This window comes from Hoyosella levis (genome assembly GCF_026008515.1).
GTDB classification, from domain to species: domain Bacteria; phylum Actinomycetota; class Actinomycetes; order Mycobacteriales; family Mycobacteriaceae; genus Lolliginicoccus; species Lolliginicoccus levis.
In genome coordinates, this window is the sequence record NZ_BQYM01000011.1 from 137,864 (window position 1) to 154,711 (window position 16,848).

13 protein-coding genes are annotated in these 16,848 nt (G+C 68.1%); 11 read left to right on the plus strand and 2 right to left on the minus strand.

Translation table 11 applies throughout. The features are described from left to right. Positions 1 to 41 precede the first annotated feature (41 nt). From dnaE to QC765_RS13240, 5 genes are all read left to right on the plus strand, one after another. Complete coding sequence (gene dnaE / locus QC765_RS13220; RefSeq protein WP_278314912.1) at positions 42 to 3,584, plus strand: DNA polymerase III subunit alpha; 3,543 nt, start codon at positions 42 to 44, stop codon at positions 3,582 to 3,584. Positions 3,585 to 3,627: 43 nt separating this feature from the next. Next, a complete protein-coding gene (locus QC765_RS13225) occupies positions 3,628 to 4,899 on the plus strand; it encodes a serpin family protein (protein ID WP_278314913.1) in 1,272 nt (423 codons plus the stop codon). Between the two features lie 23 nt (positions 4,900 to 4,922). After that, complete coding sequence (locus QC765_RS13230) at positions 4,923 to 5,360, plus strand: nitroreductase family deazaflavin-dependent oxidoreductase (protein ID WP_278314914.1); 438 nt, start codon at positions 4,923 to 4,925, stop codon at positions 5,358 to 5,360. 105 nt (positions 5,361 to 5,465) lie between these two features. Next, on the plus strand, positions 5,466 to 6,824 hold the full coding sequence (ilvA, locus tag QC765_RS13235) for a threonine ammonia-lyase IlvA (RefSeq protein ID WP_278314915.1): 1,359 nt from the start codon (positions 5,466 to 5,468) through the stop codon (positions 6,822 to 6,824). Positions 6,825 to 6,940: 116 nt separating this feature from the next. After that, positions 6,941 to 7,387: a DUF6918 family protein gene (locus QC765_RS13240; protein WP_278314916.1), complete on the plus strand. Its 447-nt coding sequence runs from the start codon at positions 6,941 to 6,943 to the stop codon at positions 7,385 to 7,387. A 25-nt stretch (positions 7,388 to 7,412) separates the two neighbouring features. Here QC765_RS13240 and QC765_RS13245 read toward each other — a convergent pair whose 3' ends face one another. Continuing rightward, entirely contained in the window at positions 7,413 to 8,531 is a 1,119-nt protein-coding gene (locus QC765_RS13245) for a hypothetical protein (RefSeq protein WP_278314917.1), read from the minus strand. Positions 8,532 to 8,543: 12 nt separating this feature from the next. Next, a complete protein-coding gene (locus tag QC765_RS13250) occupies positions 8,544 to 10,649 on the minus strand; it encodes an acyltransferase family protein (protein WP_278314918.1) in 2,106 nt (701 codons plus the stop codon). Between the two features lie 143 nt (positions 10,650 to 10,792). On the opposite strand from QC765_RS13250, the gene QC765_RS13255 reads away from it, so the two are divergent. The 6 genes from QC765_RS13255 to bsaP all read left to right on the plus strand — a co-directional run bounded on the left by QC765_RS13255 (position 10,793) and on the right by bsaP (position 16,694). Next, positions 10,793 to 11,830, plus strand: coding sequence for a sigma-70 family RNA polymerase sigma factor (locus QC765_RS13255; protein WP_278314919.1), 1,038 nt, complete (start codon positions 10,793 to 10,795; stop codon positions 11,828 to 11,830). 48 nt (positions 11,831 to 11,878) lie between these two features. After that, on the plus strand, positions 11,879 to 13,198 hold the full coding sequence (locus QC765_RS13260) for an adenosylmethionine--8-amino-7-oxononanoate transaminase (protein ID WP_278314920.1): 1,320 nt from the start codon (positions 11,879 to 11,881) through the stop codon (positions 13,196 to 13,198). Beyond that, complete coding sequence (locus QC765_RS13265) at positions 13,195 to 14,337, plus strand: 8-amino-7-oxononanoate synthase (protein WP_278314921.1); 1,143 nt, start codon at positions 13,195 to 13,197, stop codon at positions 14,335 to 14,337. The genes QC765_RS13260 and QC765_RS13265 overlap by 4 nt, the downstream gene beginning before the upstream one ends. A gap of 59 nt (positions 14,338 to 14,396) precedes the next feature. Then, the gene (gene bioD, locus QC765_RS13270; protein ID WP_278314922.1) at positions 14,397 to 15,119 is read left to right on the plus strand and encodes a dethiobiotin synthase; all 723 of its coding nucleotides are present in this window, start codon (positions 14,397 to 14,399) and stop codon (positions 15,117 to 15,119) included. 125 nt (positions 15,120 to 15,244) lie between these two features. Next, positions 15,245 to 16,288: a biotin synthase BioB gene (gene bioB / locus QC765_RS13275; RefSeq protein WP_278314923.1), complete on the plus strand. Its 1,044-nt coding sequence runs from the start codon at positions 15,245 to 15,247 to the stop codon at positions 16,286 to 16,288. Positions 16,289 to 16,370: 82 nt separating this feature from the next. Next, a complete protein-coding gene (bsaP, locus tag QC765_RS13280) occupies positions 16,371 to 16,694 on the plus strand; it encodes a biotin synthase auxiliary protein BsaP (protein ID WP_373876755.1) in 324 nt (107 codons plus the stop codon). The last annotated feature ends 154 nt before the right edge of the window (positions 16,695 to 16,848 follow it).

The window sequence follows — 16,848 nt, forward strand, 5'->3', positions numbered from 1 at the left end:
GGGACCGTTACATCAGGAGTCGGCGGGACCGAGGGGCATACGTGGCTGGTTCGCAGCATGGATCGTTCGTGCATCTGCACAATCACACCGAGTACTCGATGCTCGATGGCGCGGCGAAGGTCAAGCCGCTGTTCGCGGAGGCGGAGCGGCTCGGCATGACCGCGGTGGGCATGACCGACCACGGCAACATGTTCGGCGCGAGCGATTTCTACAATGTCGCGACGAAGGCCGGGATCAAGCCGATCATCGGGATCGAGGCGTATGTGGCGCCGGAGTCGCGGTTCAACCTGAAGCGGGTCCGCTGGGGCGAGCCGTCGCAGAAGTCCGACGATGTCTCGGGCAGCGGCGCCTACACCCACATGACGATGGTGGCCCGCAACGCGACCGGGCTGCGCAACCTGTTCACCCTGTCCTCGCTGGCCTCGATCGAGGGTCAGCTCGGCAAGTGGCCGCGCATGGACGCGGAGCTGATCGCGCAGTATTCCGAGGGCATCATCGCCACGACCGGGTGCCCGTCGGGCGAGGTGCAGGTGCGCTTGCGGCTCGGTCATGACAAGGAAGCGCTCGAGGCCGCGGCGAAGTGGCAGGAGATCTTCGGCAAGGAGAACTTCTTCCTCGAGCTGATGGACCACGGCATCTCCATCGAGCGGCGGGTGCGCGACGGCCTGCTCGAGGTGGGGCGCAAGATCGGCATCCCCCCGATCGTCACCAATGACTGCCACTACGTGACGGTGGACCAGGCCAAGAGCCATGAGGCGCTGCTGTGCGTGCAGACCGGCAAGACGCTCAGTGACCCCACGCGCTTCCGGTTCGACGGTGACGGCTACTTCCTCAAGTCGGCCGAGCAGATGCGCGCGGCGTGGGATGACATGGTGCCCGGGGCGTGCGACAACACGCTGCTCATCGCCGAGCGCGTCGAGTCGTACGAGGAGGTGTGGAAGCACCGCGACCGCATGCCCGTCTTCCCCGTTCCCGAGGGGGAGACACAGGCCAGCTTCCTGCGGCGCAGCGTCCATGAGGGCCTGCAGCGTCGCTTCCCGTCCGGTGTGCCCGAACACTACACCCGGCGTGCCGAGTACGAGCTCGACGTCATCAACCAGATGGGTTTTCCCGCCTACTTCCTCGTCGTGGGCGATCTGATCCGGCACGCCCAGGAGGTCGGGATCCGCGTGGGGCCGGGCCGTGGCTCGGCGGCGGGCTCGCTGGTGGCCTTCGCGCTGGGCATCACCAACATCGATCCGATCCCGCATGGCCTGCTGTTCGAGCGGTTCCTCAACCCCGAGCGCGTCTCCATGCCCGATATCGATATCGACTTCGATGATCGCCGCCGCGGCGAGATGGTGCGCTATGCGACTGAGCGGTGGGGCAGCGATCGTGTCGCGCAGGTCATCACCTTTGGCACCATTAAGACCAAGGCGGCCATCAAGGATTCCGCGCGCGTGACGCTCGGGCAGCCCGGCTACGGCGTCGCCGACAAGATCACCAAGGCCCTGCCGCCGCCAGTCATGGCGAAGGACATCCCGCTGCACGGCATCATGGATCCGCAGCACGAGCGGTTCAAGGAGGCCGCGGAGGTGCGCGCCCTCATCGAGACCGATCCCGAGGTGCGCCAGATCTACGAGACCGCCCTCGGCCTCGAGGGCCTGATCCGCAACGCCGGCGTGCACGCCTGCGCGGTCATCATGTCGTCCGAGCCGCTGATGGAAGCGATCCCGCTGTGGAAGCGCGCGCAGGACGGCGCGATCATCACCGGGTGGGACTATCCCTCCTGCGAGGCCATCGGCCTGCTCAAGATGGACTTCCTCGGGCTGCGCAACCTCACGGTCATCGGCGATGCCATCGACAACCTCAAGTCGAACCGTGGCATCGACATCGATCTCGACACGCTCTCCCTCGACGACCCCAAGGCCTACGAGCTGCTCGCCCGCGGCGACACCCTCGGTGTGTTCCAGCTCGATGGCTCGGCAATGCGCGATCTGCTGCGCCGCATGCAGCCCACCGGGTTCGAGGACATCGTCGCCGTGCTCGCCCTCTACCGGCCCGGCCCGATGGGCATGAACGCCCACAACGACTACGCCGACCGCAAGAACGGCCGCCAGCCCGTCAAGCCGATCCATCCCGAGCTCGAGGAGCCGCTCAAGGAGATCCTGTCCGAGACCTACGGCCTGATCGTCTACCAGGAGCAGATCATGCAGATCGCTCAGAAGGTAGCGGGCTACTCCCTCGGGCGCGCCGACATCCTCCGCCGCGCCATGGGCAAGAAGAAGGCAGAGGTGCTCGCCGCCGAGTTCGAGGGCTTCGAGAAGGGAATGCAGGACAACGGCTTCGGCAAGGCCGCCATCAAGGCCTTGTGGGACACCATCCTCCCGTTCGCTGGCTACGCGTTCAACAAGTCCCACGCCGCCGGCTACGGCCTCGTGTCCTACTGGACCGCCTACTTCAAGGCCAACTTCCCCGCCGAGTACATGGCGGGGCTGCTTACCTCTGTCGGTGATGACAAGGACAAGGCAGCGATCTATCTCTCCGATTGCCGCAAGATCGGCGTCACCGTGCTCCCGCCGGACGTCAACGAGTCCGAGCGCAACTTCACCTCCGTGGGTGATGACATCCGCTTCGGGCTGAGCGCCGTCCGCAACGTCGGATCCAATGTCGTCGCCGCGATCATCGAGGGGCGCACCGAGAAGGGGCACTTCACCTCCTTCTCCGACTACCTCAATAAGGTCGACGCCGCCGCGTGCGGCAAGAAGGCCATCGAATCGCTCATCAAGGCCGGCGCGTTCGACTCCATGGAGCATCCCCGAAAGGGGCTCGTGCACATCCACTCCGATGCCGTCGACGCCGTCATGAGCACCAAGAAGGCGCAGGCCATGGGCCAGTTCGACCTCTTCGGTGGCGACGATGCGGAGGACGTCACCAGTGTGTTCGAGGTCAAGGTCCCCGACGAGGAATGGGACACCAAGCACCGTCTCGCTCTCGAGCGCGAGATGCTCGGCCTCTACGTCTCCGGCCATCCGCTCAATGGCATCGAGCACTTGCTCGCCGCGCAGACCGACACCCAGATCACCGCTATCCTCGACGGCACCATCAAGGATGGCGCGCAGGTCACTGTGGGCGGAATCTTCGCCTCGGTCACCCGGCGCGTCAACAAGAACGGCCAGCCCTGGGCCGCCGCCCAGCTCGAGGATCTCGAAGGTGGCATCGAGATCATGTTCTTCCCGCAGTCCTACTCCCTCTACGGCATGGACGTCACCGAGGACGCCATCGTGCTTGTCAAGGGGCGGCTCAAGCGCCAGGATGACCGGCTGTCCATCATCGCCAACGATCTCGTCGTCCCCGACCTCTCCGACGTGGGCGTCGCTCAGCCCATCGCGCTGACCATGCCGACCCGCCTTTGCACGCCCGACAAGGTGGGCGCGCTCAAGCAAGTCCTCACCCGTCACCCGGGCAGCGCCGACGTGCATGTGCGGCTCCTCGCCGGGGACCGCATCACCACCCTCAAGCTCGATGACAACTATCGGGTGGCCCCCTCGTCCGCGCTCATGGGCGACCTCAAAGCACTCCTCGGGCCAGGCTGCCTGGGGTAGAAATGGAGAGTGGATCAGGTCACCGCCTAGCACGGGAGCGGACATGCGCAGAATCGCACCAGCCAGCCTCGCCATGCTTGGTGCCGCCGCAGCACTTGTCGTGAGCACCTCGTGCGGAACCGTCGACCAGTCCACGCCGGCAGCCCCGAGCGGCGCCCCCGGCACGGCCGCTGCGGAGATGGAATCGGCCCGCGATGGTATCCACCGCTTCACCGAGCAGTTCAGCCTAAACGGCACCGGCCAGGACCAGGCCAATACCGTGTACTCGCCGCTGAGCATCGCCACGGCATTCGCCATGCTCCGCGCTGGAGCAGACGGCGCCACCGCTGAGCAGCTCGACACCGTGTTCGGCTACCCCGCGAGCGATCCGGCACAGGCATACGGAGCCCTGCTCGATACGGTCGGCACCACCACAGAGCCGCCCGAGCCGACCGGGCAGGGCGCAACCCGCAGCAGCGATGATCCACCTGCGCCCACCGTGGTGGCGCTCGCCCAGGGGCTCTTCGTCGCCGACGACCTCGAGCTTGGCGAGGAGTTCACCGACACCATTGCCGACCACTTCGACGCCCGGCCCGAACAGGTTGATTTCACCTCCGATGATGCGGTGCAGATCCTCAACGATTGGGCGAGCGACAACACCGCCGGGCGCATCACCAGCATGTTCGACCAGCTCGACCCCGCCACCGTCGCCGTCCTCGCCAATGCCACCTACATGACAGCCGAGTGGCAAGTCCAGTTCAGCGAGAACGAGACCCGCGACGAGCAATTCACCAGGCCGGGAGGCGCCACCGTCACCACGCCCATGATGAACATGCAGAACCTTCGGGCCCGGCACATCGAGACACCCGGCTGGACAGCCATCGCGCTGCCCTACCGCGGCGACGAGCTCGTCATGTGGATCGCCCTCGACCCCAGCGATGAGGGCGCCGTGCCGCCTGCCGTCACCGCGACCATGCTCGAGGAAATGGCGCGCGGTGGCACCGAGCGGTCCGCTCGGGTGGCGGTGCCACGGTTCCGCATCGACTCCAGCACCGGGCTGCTCGATGCGCTAGGCCGCGTCGGCCTTACCGACCTCAGTGGCCTGGAGGACATCACGCCCGGGTTCACCATCAGCGATGCCATCCACCGCGCCACCATTACTGTCGATGAGTCAGGGACCGAGGCCGCGGCCGTCACTGGCCTCGCCGGCGTGACCAGCATGCCACCGCAATCGCAGATCACTTTCCGCGCCGACCAAGCCTTCTCCTTCGTCCTGATGCACCAGCCCACCGGGATACCACTGTTCACTGGCACCACGACCGACCCCACCGCCTGATCTGCCCCGAGGAGACCCACGCCATGCCGCTTTCTGGGACCTACGAGCCACCCGCCACCGACTTCGTCCGCCAGCAGATCGAGACGTACGAGGCGAGCGACGGGGCGGAGGGCAACACCATGGGCGGCAAGCCCGTCGTCGTTGTCACCATGCAGGGGGCGCGGAGCGGCAACCTCCGCAAGACCTGCCTGATGCGCGTCGAGCACAATGGCGAGTACGCGCTCATCGCCTCGATGGGCGGCGCGCCCCGCAACCCAGCCTGGTACCACAACATCCTTGCCCACCCGCATGTCGAGCTGCAGGATGGCGCCGTCCGCAAGGACTACGACGCCCGCGAGGTCCACGGCGAGGAGCGCGAGCTGTGGTGGCAGCGCGCCGCCGAGGTCTGGCCCGACTACAACGAGTACCAGACCAAGACCGACCGCCTCATCCCGGTCCTGGTCCTCGCCCCGCGCGACTAGCCGCTTGCCCGTGTCGCAAGGCAACCGGCCAGGCCGCTACCAAAAGCGTCACGGAACGGCCCAACTGGTCTAACGACTGGATACCGGTGCGCCTGGGATGGCAGCATGGACCGAGTGTCAACTGCTCACGATCTCCAGGCCTCCACGTCCCCGGCGCTGCTGACCGCGGACGATATCGATGCTGCCGCGGCACGTATCGGCGGCGTCGTCGCGGATACGCCCCTCGAAAGGTGCGATCGCCTCTCCGAGATCACTGGCGCCAACATCTGGCTCAAGCGCGAGGATCTCCAGCGGGTCCGCTCCTACAAGCTGCGCGGCGCCTACAACCTCATGGTGCAGCTGACCGATAAGGAGCGCGCCGCCGGTGTGGTGTGCGCTAGTGCTGGCAACCATGCGCAAGGGGTCGCGCTCGCCTGCAAGGCCCTCGGCATCCAGGGGCGCATCTACTTGCCGTCCAACACGCCGAAGCAGAAGCGCGACCGCATCCGCGCGCATGGCAATAGCTGCGTCGAGCTGAAGATCACCGGCCCCACGTACGACGAGGCTGCCGCGGCCGCTGCCGCGGATTGCGAGCAGACCGGCGCCACCCTCATCCCGCCCTTCAACGATCCCCGCACCGTTGCTGGCCAAGGCACGATCGCGGCGGAGATCCTCAAGGAGCTCGACGGCGAGCTCGGCACCATCATCGTGCCCGTGGGAGGGGGCGGGCTCATCGCCGGCGTCACCACCTACCTCCGGGAGCGCTCACCCCGGACCACCATCGTTGGTGCCGAGCCCTCCGGTGCCGCATCGATGATCGCTGCGCTCGCCGCGCACGGCCCCGTCACCCTCCGCGACATCGATCCGTTCGTCGACGGCGCAGCGGTACGGCGCGCCGGCGACTTCACCTACGCCGTGCTGGCTGCGGCTGGGGCGACCGCGCTCACGCACGCGTCCCTGCCGCTCGTTGCTTCCGTGCCGCGCCCGAGCCACCCGGGTGATCTCTCCCTCATCAAGGTCGACGAGGGCGCTGTGTGCACTGCCATGCTCGACCTCTACCAGAACGAGGGCATCATCGCCGAGCCCGCGGGGGCGCTGGCCACCGCCGCGCTCGAGCAAATGGAGTTCGAGCCTGGCCAGAACGTCGTCTGCATCGTCTCCGGAGGCAACAACGACGTCTCCCGCTACGGCGAGATCCTTGAGCGCTCGCTCGTCCACATGGGGCTCAAGCACTACTTCCTCGTCAACTTCCCGCAGGAGCCGGGCGCGCTGCGCCGCTTTCTCGACCAGGTGCTCGGGCCGGACGACGACATCACCATGTTCGAGTACGTCAAGCGCAACAACCGCGAGACCGGCGGCGCCCTTGTCGGCATCGAGCTCGGGGAGCGCGAGGGGCTCGCGCCACTGCTCGCGCGCATTCGCAAGTCCGGCATGGACGTCGAGCGGCTCGAGCCTGGCAAGCCCGCCTTCCGCTACCTGATCTAGGAACCCTCGGCAGCCGTGCCCGCTGCGGGCCTGTCGCCCTGTCGGCAGGGGAGTGATTCGCTACGGTTGCCTGAAGGGATCGGCGCTGGTGGCGCCACCGCGACAAGGAGGAAATCATGGCTGGATCATTGCGCGAGCATTTGCTGTCGGACGGCAACAAGGACGCGTTCGTGGCTGAGGCGCGCGCGGTGCTCGATGCCGAGGTCAAGGCGAAGCGCGGCCCCGGCGGCATGGTGATCAAGGGTGCCTACAGGACAGTGAACGCGGTGCACGCGACGTTCGTCGATGGTGTGCTGCGGGCGCTGCTGCCGGATTTCCTGACGGACCTGCAGCCGCACTGGGACGCGTTCGAGGCCGACAGTGCCGAGGATTTCGGTCAGTACCTCGCGCAGCATGGTGACGCCGCTGCGGATTCGTTGCTCGCTGTCGTTGATCGCCGCGCGGAGGGCTCGTCCTACAAGAGCGTGGTCAAGCTGTATGGCCAGTTGCGCGGCCAGGCGCACAAGCATGTGGTGCAGGCGCTGCCGGCCGTGGGGGAGCTGATCCAGCGCAACATGCTGTGACCGTGACGGGAGGAGAACCAGTGCGCTAGATCGTCGCGGTATGCAGCTCGCGTGGTGGTGGCTGCGGGTCGCCACCACGCACATAGAAGGCGATGCCATCGTGCGGCACCGCATCGGGGAGGCTGACGCCGGGATCGTCGGGGTCGCAGTGAATGATCCGCTCGGTGGTGATGTCGTGCCAGGTGCCGGGCGGGAACCGGATCAGGGTGCGCGACCATTCGTCCGGGTCGTCGTCGATATCGGTGCCGATGTCATGGTTGAGCGATCGCAGGACGAGGCAGATCACTTCGGGGAGCGAGTGCTTGCGGCCGCGTGCGAATGCAAGGACGTGGGTCTGCTTCGGCCCGGTGGCGGGCAGCGGCTCGTACTCACCGCCGACGAACACCTCGGGACGCTCGGAACGCAGGCCGAGCGCCGCGCTGAGCAGCGTGCCGATGCTGCCGGGCTCGTGGGTGACGATGGGGACCCCGGGGCCAAGGGCGTCGATGAGCTGCGCCTCGGGCGTACTACCTGCGGGGATGAGCGTGCAGGGCCAATGGCGGGCGACGTGCGCGCGCATGAGATGGAACTCCGAGCGTGGCACGTAGTGGTTGGTGAGGGTGTGGGCTCGTCCGTTGTGCCCAGCGAGGACCCCGGCGGTGGTGCGCGTGAGCTCGACGGCAATCGTCCCATCGATGCCGAGGGGCAGGGCGGGGGTGCCGGAGCGGGGCAGCGGCATGGGCGCCTGGACAAGGACGAGCCCGTGCTCGCCAGCAAGCGCCCGCAAGCGCGCGGAGGTGTCGGCGAGCGAATCGACCGTACCGATCCCGGTGAGGATGACGCCATCGACGAGGCCATGCTCGAGAATCCGGTGCAGGTCGCTCGTGGCGCTCGTGCCAGCGGATGAAAGGGCGGCGAGCGAGGGGAGCGAGAGAAGGAGCCGGGCCGTGGTGCCGGGCTCATCGAACAGCTCAGCGAGCTTTCTCGGGCCCGCGGCGAGGAGAGCTGCTGGGTTCGCGACCGCATGGGAGCAGGGCAGCGCGTCGGCGTGGCTCATGAGGTGGGCGAGCGCGCCGACCGGGTCGTTCCCCGCGCGTGGCGGCACCGCGCGTGGCCAGTACACGCTGGTCAGGCACGGTCGGCCGGGTCGGCTAGTGGGGCTCACCACTCCATCGTCTCACCACCAGGCGGTCGCGTCCCCGAGTTGCCGATCGAGCTCGGGGATCATCGACCGCACATAGGACGCGGTGAGGTGGTTGAAGTCGCGATAGACGGCGATGTTCCCCTCCACGGCGCGGCAATGGGTGGTTCCACAGATCGCGTCGGACATGTCGAGCGAGACCATGCCCGGGATCTGCTCGGCCCACTCGTCCGCGGGATTGGTGGCCCGCAGCACGGTGCTGCGGGGCGCGCCGCACTGCTCGGGGGTATTGCGTCCGGCCAGGCAGTCAGCAGGGTTGGGGAACGGCCACAGCCACGGGTTGTCACGAATGCCCAGGACGTTGATCCCCGCGCTCGATAGCGCCTTGAACGCCTCCACGTAGTTGCCGGGGATGAAGTCGCCCGTTCCGTCGTGCAGCGGCCGGGTGCTGTTGGTGAGGACGAAGCCGGGCTGGGTAGCGATGAGGTGCTCGGCGAGCCGGACGTTCCAGTCGCGGCACTCGGGATAGGGCAGGCCGTCGAAATGCCGGGGATCTGGCTCGTCCCACATGGGGCAGCCCATCTTGACGATGACGCTCACGCGGAATCCACGGGCGAGCCCGATGGGGTGCATCGCGCTGATCCACTGCTCGGCATGCGAGCCGCCCACGAGAGCGATGGTCCGGGCAGCGCTCGTGTCGCCGTACTCGCAGATGACCAGTTCCGCGGTGAAATAGTTGGCGATGCACTTGTCTCTGGCGGTGATCGGATGGTCCCGCTGGATGTCGAGCGGATCGGGGAAGAGCCGCGCATCGGGGACGGGGGCGTTGTCGGTGAGGGCGAGCGCGCCGGGGTGCGTGCGCGAGCCCGGCGGATCACGGAGCGAGGAGTCACGGCTCGCGATGTAGCCGAGCCATCCCCCGGCAGCCGCGAGCATGAGGATCGTGGCGAGCCCGATCCCGATGGCGGGGTAGGTGGATCGGCGCTTCCAGCGGCGCCGCGATTCGCTCGGGGCGGGATTGCGGTGGCTATAGCGCAGTGGCGCCTCGATGTAGCGGAGGGTCAGCCAGGCGCAGGCCAGTGATGCCGCGATGATCGCCAGTCCCTCGAGGAACGTCGTGGCGGGCTTGCCGGTATGGATCAGGTAGAAGATGAGGATCGGCCAGTGCCACAGGTAAAAGGCGTAGGCAAGCGTTCCTAGCCACACCAGCGGCCCGCTGCCGAGCAGGGCACGCACTGGGTCGCTACGGGTGGCGTTCGCGCCGGCGATGATGATCGCGATCGTGCCGAGCACGGGCACGAGTGCCCAGGGGCCAGGGAACTGGGCGCGGCCGTCGAGGAGCTGGCCGGTGGCAGCGATCGCGGCGAGGCCGCCGAGCGCAAGGACTGGACGAGCCGCCGACGGCACCCGGATGAGCGGGAGAAGGGCAGCGATGGCACCGCCGAGCAGCAGCTGCCAGGTGCGGGCGAAGGTGTCGTAGTAGTTCCAGGATGGCCGCGAGACGACGTGGATGGCGGCGTAGGCGAACGAAGAAATGGTGACGGCGATGATGACGCCGGTAGCGGCGCGCGCGGACCAGATGTGGCGGCGTGGGTGACGGCGCAGGATGGCCTGCACGATCCACGCGCTCGCATAGGTGGCGAGGAGGGAGGCGAGGAAGAACTGTCCCTGCACGGACATCGACCACAGATGCTGCAAGGGGCTCGTGGCGGGATCGGCGGCGAGGTAGTCGCCGGCCGCGACGGCGAGGTACCAGTTCTGGTAGTAGCCAGCGCTCGCGAGGAGCTGCCGCGCGATATCGTCCCAGCGGGTGAAGGGGATGAGCAAGTATGCGGCGAGCGCGGTGGCGATCAGCACGGTGAGCAGCGCGGGAAGCAGGCGCCGGGCGAGCCGCTTGATGACGGGCAGGGGGGAGAGGTCGGTGCCGCGCCGGATCGTGCGCAGCAGCATGCCGACGAAGAAGAATCCGGACAGGGCAAGGAAGACGTCGACGCCACCGGAGACGCCGAGCGCCCAGACGTGGTAAGCGACTACCAGCAGGATCGCGAGCCCGCGCAGCCCGTCGAGATCCAAGCGGTATTGCATGGCCGGAGCGGGCATCCGGGTGTCCGTGCCGCCTTGTCGCGTGATCGGCGCGTTCATAACGAATGTTTACGATACCTTGGGCGCGATTCATGCTGACGATGTGTAGGCAATAGCCGCACTGGCCAGGGCTCCGGTGAACATTGCGTAATCACCCGCGCGAACCATCTGAATTGTCCGGCCACCGGACTAACGTGGACACCATGTCGACCAATCTGGATCACCATCTGGATGGACCCTCCCGGCCCGCCGAGACGGCGCTCGACGCGGCATTCGCACCGCTGCGCCGGGAGCTGCTCGCGCATTGCTACCGGATGCTCGGCTCCTTCCATGACGCCGAGGACGCCGTTCAGGAGACCTACCTGCGCGCCTGGCGCTCGTACTCGTCCTTCGAGGGACGTTCCTCGGTGCGCACCTGGCTGCACCGGATCGCCACCAACGTGTGCCTGACGATGTGCGAGACCCGCAAGTCCCGGGCCCTGCCGCGCGGGCTGGGCCAGGAACGCAGCGATCCTCGCGCGCTCCTCGAGCAGAGCAACGAGATCCCGTGGCTCGAGCCCTTCCCTGGCCAGCCTGCCGCCACCAGTGCCGATCCCGCGATCGCGGCCACCGAGCATGCCCGGGTCCGGCTCGCCCTCATCGCGGCGCTGCAGCACCTGCCGGCCCGGCAGCGCGCGGCCCTGCTCATGAAGGAGGTCCTCCAATGGAAGGCCAGCGAGATCGCCGATGCGCTGGGCACGACCACCACATCGGTCAATAGCAGCATGCAGCGTGCGCGCGCCCACCTCGCGGAGCTCGCTCTCGACGAGGACACCCTTGCCGAGCCCGATGACCGGGACACCCACGAGCTGGTCGGGCGCTACGCCGCGGCCCTCGAGCGCAAGGACATTCCCGCAATAGTGCAACTCTTCACCGCGGACGCGATCTGGGAGATGCCACCCTTCCTGGGCTGGTACCAGGGGCCCGCCGATATCGGCGCACTGATCGACACGCAATGCCCGGCCGGGCCAGGAGAGCTGCGCGCCCTCCCGATCATCATGAACGCGCAGCCCGCGCTCGCCGTCTACATCACCGCGCCCGGGGACCAGTGGGAGGCCTTCCAGATCCAGGTCTTCGATCGCGAGGCGCAAGGCAGGCTCTCCCACGCCTACGTCTTCTTCGATACTGCCCTCTTCGCTGCCGCGGGGCTCCCGCTCGCGCTGCCCGATGCCGAGATGCAGCGCCGCCAGCGCCGCGCCTGAGCCGACCTGGCTCGATTTCTGCCACGCGCGGCGATACTGTCGTGCATCGTGGTGGACTACGCACAGACACAGGTCGCGAAGTGGGATGCCCGCGCGATCGGCGAGGCCGACGCCGCGCACGTCTGGCACCCCTACGGCGCGTTCCCGCCGACGACGCGACCCCTGGTGGTGGACAGTGCGCGGGGCACCCGGCTATGCCTCGCCGACGGCCGCGAGGTCATCGACGCCATGAGCTCCTGGTGGGCCGTCATCCACGGCTACCAGCACCCCCGCCTCGATGCCGCGGCGCACGCGCAGATCTCACGCATGTCCCACGTCATGTTCGGCGGCCTCACCCACGAGCCCGCTGCCCGCCTGGCCTCGCTGCTCGTCGACATCACTCCCGAGCCGCTCACCAAGGTGTTCTTCGCCGACTCCGGCTCCGTCTCCATCGAGGTCGCGGTCAAGATGTGCCTGCAATACTGGCGCAGCCTGGGCAAGCCCGCCAAGAGCAAGCTCCTCACCTGGCGGGGCGGCTACCACGGCGACACCTTCACCCCGATGAGCGTGTGCGACCCCGACGGCGGCATGCACTCCATGTGGACCGATGTGCTGCGCCCCCAGGTCTTCGCGCCGCGACCACCGGCCGACCATGATCCCGCCTACACCGCCGAGCTCGAGCGACTCATCTCCACCCATGCGGATGAGCTCGCTGCGGTGATCGTGGAACCCGTCGTCCAAGGCATCGGCTCGATGCGATTCCACCATCCCAGCCACCTCGCTGACCTCCGCCGACTGTGCGACAAACATGGCGTGCTGCTGATCATCGATGAGATCGCCACCGGCTTCGGCCGCACCGGCAGCCTCTTCGCCATCGAGCAGACCGGCATCGCCCCCGATGTGATGTGCATCGGCAAGGCGCTGACCGGTGGCTACCTGACGCTCGCCGCCGTCCTGTGCACCGACGAGATCGCCGGGGCCATCAGCGCGTCCCCCGCGGGCGGACTGATGCACGGCCCCACCTTCATGGCCAACCCACTGGCCTGCGCGATCGCTGTCGCCTCCACGGAGCTGTTGCTCGAGCAGGACTGGGCGACCACCGTGGCCGGCATCGAGAAGCAGCTCGCTGAGGGATTGGCTCCGGCTCGCGATCTGCCCGGAGTGGTCGATGTGCGCAGCAAGGGAGCCATCGGGGTCATCGAGATGAGCAAGCCCGTCGATATGCAGCTCGCCACTGACATCGCGCTCGAGCACGGCGTCTGGCTCCGGCCCTTCCGTACCCTCGTTTACACCATGCCGCCCTACATCAGCACCGACGACGATCTCGCCGCGATCACCGCCGCGATGGTCGCGGTGGCTGCCGCACACTCCAGCGAGCCGGGCTCGTGAGCGGCCCGATGGACCCCCTCGGCTGGATCGACGACCTGGCAGCACTACGGCGGGAGCGGGGCATGCAGCGCACGCTGCGGCCCCGGCAACCCTACGAGACGGTCATCGACCTCGCCTCCAACGACTACCTCGGCCTCTCCCGGCATCCCGAGGTCATCGAGGGTGCCATCGCAGCCGTGCGCGCCTGGGGCGCGGGCTCCACCGGATCGCGGCTCGTCACCGGTGACACCACCGCGCACCAGCAGCTCGAGCAGGAGCTCGCCGCGTTCACCGGCGCCGCCACCGGGCTGGTGTTCGCCACCGGGTACGCCGCGAACCTCGGAGCCGTGACCGCGCTCAGCGACCGCGACACCCTCGTGGTGTCCGACCGCACCAATCACGCCTCCCTCGTCGACGCCTGCCGGCTCTCCCGCGCGCGCACCGAGATCGTCGCGCACCGCGACCTCGAGGCGATGCGCGCGGCCCTCGAGGAGCGCGATGAGGTGCGGGCACTGCTGGTCACCGATTCCGTGTTCAGCGCCGATGGAGACCTCGCGCCACTGCGCGCCATGCACGCGCTCTGCCGGGATACCGACGCGGTACTCATCGCCGACGAGGCGCACGGGGTCGGTGTGCGCGGCGACGGCGGCCGGGGCCTCGTGCAGGAATGCGGGCTCGCGGGCGAGCCCGACGTGATCGTCACCCTGACCCTGTCGAAGGCTCTCGGCAGCCAGGGCGGCATGGTGCTCGCCGACGAGAAGGTGCGCGACCACCTCATCAATACCGCGCGCAGCTTCATCTTCGATACCGGGCTCGCCCCCGCCTCGGTCGGTGCGGCGCGCGCTGCCCTGGGGGTACTGCGCCGGGAGCCGGAGCGGGCGTCCGCCGTCCTCGACCATGCACGGTCGCTAGCGGCCGCCGCCGACGTCACCGAGATCCCCGAGTCCGCAGTGGTATCGGTGGTGCTCGGCGATGCCGCCACCGCGGTCGCCGCAGCGGAGCGCTGCGCGAGGCTCGGCGTGCGCGTCGGCTGCTTCCGGCCGCCATCCGTGCCTCCAGGCACCTCGCGGCTGCGCCTGACAGCGCGGGCGGACCTCACCGATGCCGAGATCTCCACCGTGGTGCGGGTGCTGCGCACCGTGCTCGGCGAATCCCGCTAGACAACGACAGCGCTCGAACAAGCACAGCGCTCGAACAATTACAGGGCAGGGGAGCCGCATTGAGCGTCCTGATCATCACTGGAACATCGACCGAGGTCGGCAAGACCGCGGCCACCGCAGTGCTCGCGGCCATCGCGCGCGGCTCGGGGGCCAGCGTCGCGGTGTGCAAGCCCGCCCAGACCGGCATCGAGGACGGCGAGCCGGGCGATCTCGCCGAGATCGAGCGCAGGGTGCCAGGCATCCACGCCGTCGAGCTCGCCCGCTACCCGGAGCCGCTTGCACCGCTCACCGCGGCGCGGCGCTCGTCCCGGCCACCCCTGCGCCTGCAGGACCTGCTCGCGCGGGTGCGGGAGCTCGACGACCAGCATGACCTCGTGCTCGTGGAAGGCGCGGGAGGCCTGCTCGTGCAGCTCGGCGCGGACGGATTCACCCTCCGCGATGTCGCCCGCGAGCTCGCCGCGCCGGTCATCGTCGTCGCGGCGCCGGGGCTCGGTACGCTCAACCACACCGCGCTGACCATGGAGGCGCTGCGGCACGATGATGCGGCGATCGCTGGCGTAGTGATCGGATCATGGCCCGATGAGCCGGACCTCGCGATGCGGTGCAACCGGACTGACCTGCCCGAGGTGACTGGCGTTCCCGTGGTCGGGGTGATCCCGGCAGGGATGCCCGTCGCTGAGCGAGACACTTTCGCCGACGCCGCGAGGAGCTGGATCGCCCCGCGATTCCAGGATTCCTACCTGCATCGACGCGACACGTCGGCACGAGCATTCACACTTTAGTGAGACGGTAAGGCACACTGAATTGGCGTGGGGCAGGTCACGAGATGCTCGGGCCGTTGCCCCCGATACCCGCGCGGCCAGGGATAGGATCGTGCGGCGCAGTACACCGAAGAGGAGAGCTCCTAGTGACCCAGGCACCCGCTCAGACCACCGAAACAGGCGAGCCCGGCGCGGCCACGGACATTCTCGCGATCGCGCGGGAACAAGTGCTCGAGCGTGGCGTGCCGCTGCGCACCGAGCAAGTCCTCGAGGTGCTCCAGCTCGAGGATGACCGGCTCGAGGAGCTCCTCGCGCTTGCCCACGACGTGCGCATGCGCTGGTGCGGTCCCGAGGTCGAGGTCGAGGGCATCATCAGCCTCAAGACCGGTGGCTGCCCCGAGGACTGCCACTTCTGCTCGCAGTCCGGGCTCTTCCAGTCGCCCGTGCGCAGCGCATGGATCGACATCCCGAGCCTCGTGGAGGCCGCGAAGCAGACCGCCAAGAGCGGGGCGACCGAGTTCTGCATCGTCGCTGCGGTCCGCGGCCCCGACGCCCGCCTCATGTCGCAGGTCGCTGCCGGGATCGAAGCGATCCGCAACGAGGTCGACATCCAGATCGCCTGCTCGCTCGGCATGCTCACCCAGGAGCAGGTCGATCAGCTTGCCTCGATGGGCGTGCATCGCTACAACCACAACCTCGAGACCGCGAAGTCGCACTTCCCGAACGTCGTCACCACCCACTCGTGGGAGGAGCGCTGGGACACCCTGCGCATGGTCCGCGAAGCAGGCATGGAAGTGTGCTGCGGTGGCATCCTCGGCATGGGCGAGACCCTCGAGCAGCGCGCGGAGTTCGCCGCTCAGCTCGGCGACCTCGAGCCCGATGAGGTTCCGCTGAACTTCCTCAACCCGCGCCCCGGTACCCCCTTCGGTGACCTCGAGGTGCTGCCCGCGACCGAGGCGCTCAAGTCCATTGCCGCGTTCCGGCTCGCGCTGCCGCGCACCATCCTGCGCTTCGCGGGTGGCCGCGAGATCACCCTCGGTGACCTCGGCGCCAAGCAGGGCATGCTCGGAGGCATCAACGCCGTGATCGTCGGCAACTACCTCACCACCCTGGGGCGCCCCGCCGAGTCCGATCTCGATCTCCTCGGCGAGCTCGAGATGCCGATCAAGGCGCTCAACGCCACCATCTAGCATTTGTGATCTACCAGCCCCCTGGCCGCCGACGGTGGCCAGGGGGCTGTTCCAGGCCAAGCAGGAAGGCACAGCGGTGACGATGACAAGCATCCCGGACGGTACAGCCGGGGATCCTCGCGTGCCCGCGCGGCGGGACCGCAGTGCATCCGTCCCTGCTGCCAAGGAGATCGCCCCGCGCGACGGCGGGCCCCTCGGTGGTGAGCAGCGCTTCAGCGTGTACACCGGCACCGAGCTAGCTTCCGACGCTGCCATTCCTACCGCCGCTCAGCTCGGGCTGGAGCCGCCACGCTACTGCGGGCAGTGCGGGCGCCGGATGATCGTGCAGATCGACCCCGTGGGCTGGTGGGCGCAGTGCTCGCGGCATGGCCGCATTCACAGCAACGAGATCGCCGGCTACCGGTAGGCGTTTTACTGGGGCGCTGCGGGCTGCCGCTGCCGCTGTTTGCACCGCGAGTGTGCGAAGAACGACAGGTTTGAGCCGGCGGTTTCAGGGAGCCATCGCAACACCTGCGATCAGTCCTGCCAGCTTGTCACAGGGCTTGCTCCAGCCCAGGGTC

What these genes read in the sequence shown, in the direction of transcription:
- QC765_RS13225 (WP_278314913.1), top strand. Translation starts at nt 3,628, where the DNA reads ATGCGCAGAATCGCACCAGCCAGCCTCGCCATGCTTGGTGCCGCCGCA.
- QC765_RS13230 (WP_278314914.1), top strand. Translation starts at nt 4,923, where the DNA reads ATGCCGCTTTCTGGGACCTACGAGCCACCCGCCACCGACTTCGTCCGC.
- ilvA (WP_278314915.1), top strand. Translation starts at nt 5,466, where the DNA reads ATGGACCGAGTGTCAACTGCTCACGATCTCCAGGCCTCCACGTCCCCG.
- QC765_RS13240 (WP_278314916.1), top strand. Translation starts at nt 6,941, where the DNA reads ATGGCTGGATCATTGCGCGAGCATTTGCTGTCGGACGGCAACAAGGAC.
- QC765_RS13250 (WP_278314918.1), bottom strand. Translation starts at nt 10,649, where the DNA reads ATGAACGCGCCGATCACGCGACAAGGCGGCACGGACACCCGGATGCCC.
- QC765_RS13255 (WP_278314919.1), top strand. Translation starts at nt 10,793, where the DNA reads ATGTCGACCAATCTGGATCACCATCTGGATGGACCCTCCCGGCCCGCC.
- bsaP (WP_373876755.1), top strand. Translation starts at nt 16,371, where the DNA reads ATGACAAGCATCCCGGACGGTACAGCCGGGGATCCTCGCGTGCCCGCG.